Origin of the sequence: Phenylobacterium sp., from assembly GCF_020402505.1 — a bacterium.
Classification (GTDB): domain Bacteria; phylum Pseudomonadota; class Alphaproteobacteria; order Caulobacterales; family Caulobacteraceae; genus Phenylobacterium.
The window spans coordinates 1-4,874 of sequence record NZ_JADBZL010000206.1; the positions used below are offsets into that span (position 1 = coordinate 1).

Below are 4,874 nucleotides of genomic sequence, written 5' to 3' on the forward strand. Positions count from 1 at the left end.
CGCGAGGACGCCTATGGCTCGAAGGATCTGCCCGGCCGGGCGCGCTTCGCCGGCGACATCCTGCGGGCGGTGCGCAAGGCGGTGGGGCCGGACTATCCGGTGATCATCCGCATCAGCCAGTGGAAGCAGCAGGACTTCACCGTGAAGATGGCGCCGACGCCAAAGGAACTGGAGGCCTGGCTGACCGCCCTGACCGACGCCGGCGCCGATATCCTGCACTGCTCGCAGCGCCGCTTCTGGGAGCCGGAGTTCGAGGGCTCGGACCTCAACTTCGCCGGCTGGGCCAAGAAGCTGACCGGCGTCCCGACCATTACGGTGGGCTCTGTGGGCCTGTCGGGCGAGTTCGTGGCGGCCTATGCGGGCGAGGCCTCCCAGCCCGCCTCCATCGACGACCTGCTGCGGCGCCTGGAGCGGGAGGAGTTCGATCTGGTGGCCGTGGGTCGGGCCCTGCTGCAGGACCCGAACTGGGCGGTGAAGATCCACCAGGGCCGCAATGACGAGCTCATGAGCTTCGAGCGCGCGGCCATGGCCAGCCTCTCCTGAGGCCCGGCCGCCCTCCCGGTCAGGCCAGGGCCTGGGTCTCGGCCTGGTCGGGATGGGTGACGTAATAGTCGAGGTCGGCCAGGAGACTCTCCCAGGCCGCCTCCCATTCCGCCGTCCAGTCGGCGGCGCAGACCTCGCGGACCGCGTCCCGGACCGTGCGGAAGAAGGTCCGAAAGACCTCGGGCGGTACGTCGTAGCCTTCATGCACCACCACCTCGCTCTGGATCAGGGTGCGGGAGTAGAGGCGTTCGCCCACGAAATCGAGGATGGCCTGGATGACCCGGGTCAGCATCTCGCCGCGGATCTGGTGGTTGGTGTCGCGCCAGAAGAGGATCTCCATCTCCGGCTGCTCACGGAACAGGCGCGCATAAACGTCAGGCGTCAGGTCTTCGCTGCGCTCCGCAGCCAGCTCGAAGCTGGCGACAATGAGGGGCTCGCGGGGGTCCGGGTTGCGGGGCATGCCGGTTTCAGGCGTTGAAGTTGAGCTTCAGGCCCGGCCGCGGCCAGGTGGCGCGGTAGAGCTTGCCGGTGGCCGAGGCGGTGATCCAGGCCGTGCGCATGTCCGCGCCGCCGAAGCAGATGTTGGTGGTGACCAGGTCGGGCACCGCAAAGTGCTCTACCGAGCCGTCGGGATCGAAGGCGGTGATCCCGCCGTTGATGATGGTGGCGACGCAGACCTTGCCGCCAGCCTCCACCGCCAGGCTGTCGAGAAGCTGATAGCCGGGCAGGTTGCAGACCACCCGCCCCGGGGCGAAGCCGTCCGGGGGCGCCAGAACGCCGGGTTCGGCGACGTCGAAGGCCCAGAGCCGGCCGAGGTTGGTGTCGGCCAGGTAGACGACCTTTTCGTCCGGGGACAGGCCGATGCCGTTGGGCGAGATCAGGTGGTCCTTCTGGCGGCTGATGTGGCTGCCGTCGGTCTTCGCATAGTAGATCGCGCCGAACTTGCGGCCCTCGGGCGTGGAGCAGCCATGGTCGGAGAACCAGAAGCCGCCCTGCCGGTCGAAAACGAGGTCGTTGGGCCCGACCAGCTTCCTGCCGTCACACTCGCTGTAGAGGGTCTTCAGCTCGCCGGTCTTCAGGTCGAAGCGCTGGATGTAACCACCGGTGTGCGAGGGCGGGGTCGGGCCGGGGATGGTCATGCCCATGTTGTCCAGCCACTCGAAGGACCCGCCATTGTTCGTGATGTAGATGGCGCCGTCCGGGCCGACCGCCGCCCCGTTCGGGCCGCCGCCGGTGTGGACCAGGATCTCCTTGGAGCCGTCCGGCTTCACCCGGGTCAGGGTCTGGCGCTTGATCTCGGTGAGGATCACCGAGCCGTCGTTCATGGCGATGGGACCTTCCGGAAACTGGAAGTCCTCGGCGATCAGCTGCAGGTCCATGGCCCGTCTCCTCCCCGGATGTCTCTCTCGCGACTATGGGCGAGGGGTGCGGCGAGGGGAAGGGCTCAGGCCCGCTCGAGCACCCGGAAGGTCACGGGGAACTCGTCGTGCTCTCCGGCAGGGAGGTCTTCCCGGCGGACCTCGCGCCAGCGGCCTTCGTCGAAGGGGGGCAGGGTCACGTCGCCCTCCACGTCGGCGTGGACCTCGGTGAGGTAGATGCGCCGGGCGCGCGCCAGGGCCAGGCCGAAGAGCGAGGCGCCGCCGATGACGCAGACCTCCGAGGCGCCGTCCTCCTCGGCCTGTTCCCGGCCGATGGCGACGGCCTCTGTGAAGTCCTCGCAGACCACGCAACCTTCGGGGGCGTAGGAGGCGTCCCGGGACAGGACGATGTTGGTGCGGCCCGGCAGGGGCTTGCGGGGCAGGCTTTCCCAGGTCAGCCGGCCCATGATGACCGGCTTGCCCATGGTCAGGGCGCGGAAGCGGGCGAGGTCGGACTTCAGCCGCCAGGGCAGGCCCCCGGCGCGGCCGATGACGCCGTTGCGAGCCCTGGCGATGGGGCCGGCGGTGAGGAGGGGGGCGGCCATGGCGGTCAGACCGCGATGGGGGCGGAGATGGCCGGATGGGCCTTGTAGCCCTTGAACTTCACGTCCTCGGGCTCGAAGGCGAAGAGGTCGTCCCGGGCCGCCAGCTCCAGCCGGGGCGGGGGCAGGGGCGTCCGGGTCAGCTGCTCGCGGGCCTGGTCCAGGTGGTTCAGGTAGAGGTGCGCATCGCCCAGGGTGTGGACGAAGTCGCCGGCCTCCAGCCCCGTCACCGCCGCCACCATGTGGGTCAGCAGGGCGTAGGAGGCGATGTTGAAGGGCACGCCGAGGAAGACGTCGGCCGAGCGCTGGTAGAGCTGGCAGGACAGCCGCCCGTTCGCCACGTGGAACTGGAAGAGGCAGTGGCACGGGGGCAGGGCCATGTCGTCCACGTCCGCCGGGTTCCAGGCGGTGACGATGTGGCGGCGGCTCTCGGGGCTGCGCTTCAGCCCCTCCACCAGGGCGGCCATCTGGTCGATCACCCGACCGTCCGGCGTGGCCCAGGAGCGCCACTGGCGGCCATAGACCGGCCCCAGCTCGCCCTCGGCGTCGGCCCACTCGTCCCAGATGCTGACCCCGCGCTCCTGCAGCCAGCGGACATTGGTCTCGCCGCGCAGGAACCAGATCAGCTCCACCACGATGGAGCGCCGGTGCAGGGTCTTGGTGGTCAGGAGGGGAAAGCCGCGCGACAGGTCAAAGCGCATCTGCCGGCCGAAGACGCCGCGCGTGCCGACGCCGGTGCGGTCCGGCCGGTCGACGCCGTTGGCCAGGATGTCCGCCAGGAGGTCGAGATAGGGCTGCTCAAGCGCCGAGCCGGCCGCGGCGGAAGTCCCGTCGGGTGTCTCGTCGGCGTCGATGCGGGCGGGGGCGTTCATGAAGGCTCCGGAAGGCCGCCTAGGGGACCCGATTCGCACCCTTCCGGAAACTGCGACAGGCGCCGCGGTCCACAGGACCGGCGGAGTTATCCCGCGAAACCGCCGTCGGAGAGATAGGCCAGCTCGGCCGGCGTGCTCTCCCGGCCCAGGGCGGCGTTGCGGTGGGGGAAGCGGCCGAAGCGGTCGATGATGTCGCGGTGCAATTCGGCGAAGCGCAGGATCTCGGTGTCGCCGGTCTCCGCGCAGAGGGCCTGGATGAGGCGCACGCAGTCGGCCTGATCGACCGGATCCTCGGAATGCTCCAGCGGCATGTAGACGAAGTGGCGCAGCTCGGGCTCGATCTGCAGATCGAAGCCCCGGCGCAGGGCGGTGCGGGCGGCGCGCCGGGCCTTGCCGTCGGTGGCGAAGGCATGGGCGCTGTCCCGGAACAGGTTGCGGGGGATCTGGTCGAGCAGGAGGATGAGGGCCAGGGCCGGCTCGGCCTCCTGCACCCAGTCGTCGTACTGGCCCCGGGCGGCGGCGAAGTGGACGGGCTCGAAGCGCAGGCGCAGGGCCTCGTCGAAGGCGGCGTCCTTGCGGAACCAGCGGCGCGGGCCGGCGTTGCGCCAGTAGCCGACGACATCCTGGGGAAGGGCGGGCATGGTCTTTGACCTCCTGCGGAACACACATTCAACCGCGGTTCAGGTTGACCTTCCTAATCCGATGCGTGCGGGGGCGACAACCGCCCGGAGCCGTCCCGGCTCCGGCAACCGAGGCAAGGACCATGAACCGCCCTGCGGCCAGCACATCCCTCCTGACCCTCATCCTGGCCCTGGGCCTCGCCGCGGCCCGACCCGCCGCCGGGCAGGAGCTTGACGCCTACGAGGCGCCGGCGCCCGCCCCCCTGGCGCCCCCCGCGCCGCCCCCCCCGGAGGCGCAGCGTCCCGAGGCCTGGGGACGGTTCGGCCAGCCCCGGGAGGTCCCGCCCTCGGCGGAGCGGCCTGAGGCGCGACCGGATTCCGGCCGCAGCGAGCGTGATCGCCATGACGACCGGCGGCGTCGCGGCGGAGACGAGGCCCACGGGTCCTGGGGTTGGGATCGCGACGATCGTTACGACCGCTACGATCCCCATCGCTACGATCCCTATCGATACGACGGTTATCGCTACGACGGCTATCGCGCCGACCGCTATGACCGTCACCGCCCGCCGCCCCGCCCGCCGCGCTATGACCCCCGCTGGTACCCGCCGGTCTGGACCCCGTCCTATCGCTATCGGGGCGGGCCCTGGGTCCCGCCGCCGGGCTTCGTGCCCCGCCGCTGGTCCCATGGCGAGGTCCTGCCCTGGACCTGGTGGACGCCGCGCTTCCGGATCGAGAGCTGGTGGAGCTATGGCCTGCCGGTCCCGCCTGTGGGTTTCGCCTGGGTGCGGCTGGGGCGCGACGCCGCCCTGGTGGACCTGTGGACCGGGCGCATCGTCCAGGTGGCCTACACCCTCTTCTGGTAGGGCGACGGGCCCTCCG

The 4,874-nt window shown here is 70.6% G+C and carries 6 protein-coding genes and 1 pseudogene; 2 read left to right on the forward strand and 5 right to left on the reverse strand.

The window, feature by feature from the left end:
* Positions 1–543, forward strand: a pseudogene (locus IM632_RS13465) (12-oxophytodienoate reductase); the annotation flags it as partial.
* 19 nt (positions 544–562) lie between these two features.
* On the opposite strand, the gene IM632_RS13470 reads toward IM632_RS13465, so the two are convergent.
* The 5 genes from IM632_RS13470 to IM632_RS13490 form a co-directional block, all read right to left on the reverse strand.
* Positions 563–1,003: a globin gene (locus IM632_RS13470; RefSeq protein ID WP_296480429.1), complete on the reverse strand. Its 441-nt coding sequence runs from the start codon at positions 1,001–1,003 to the stop codon at positions 563–565.
* 7 nt (positions 1,004–1,010) lie between these two features.
* On the reverse strand, positions 1,011–1,922 hold the full coding sequence (locus tag IM632_RS13475) for an SMP-30/gluconolactonase/LRE family protein (RefSeq protein WP_293528597.1): 912 nt from the start codon (positions 1,920–1,922) through the stop codon (positions 1,011–1,013).
* 65 nt (positions 1,923–1,987) lie between these two features.
* Positions 1,988–2,506 carry a dihydrofolate reductase gene (locus tag IM632_RS13480; protein WP_293513085.1) on the reverse strand — a complete coding sequence of 173 codons (519 nt, stop codon included), beginning with the start codon at positions 2,504–2,506 and terminating at the stop codon, positions 1,988–1,990.
* A 5-nt stretch (positions 2,507–2,511) separates the two neighbouring features.
* On the reverse strand, positions 2,512–3,375 hold the full coding sequence (locus IM632_RS13485) for a thymidylate synthase (RefSeq protein WP_296552471.1): 864 nt from the start codon (positions 3,373–3,375) through the stop codon (positions 2,512–2,514).
* 86 nt (positions 3,376–3,461) lie between these two features.
* Positions 3,462–4,016 (reverse strand): DUF924 family protein, encoded by a 555-nt coding sequence (locus IM632_RS13490; RefSeq protein WP_293519869.1) that lies wholly within the window; start codon positions 4,014–4,016, stop codon positions 3,462–3,464.
* A gap of 122 nt (positions 4,017–4,138) precedes the next feature.
* Here IM632_RS13490 and IM632_RS13495 point away from each other — a divergent pair, with 122 nt between their 5' ends.
* Positions 4,139–4,858, forward strand: coding sequence for an RcnB family protein (locus IM632_RS13495; protein WP_296480436.1), 720 nt, complete (start codon positions 4,139–4,141; stop codon positions 4,856–4,858).
* Positions 4,859–4,874 lie beyond the last annotated feature (16 nt).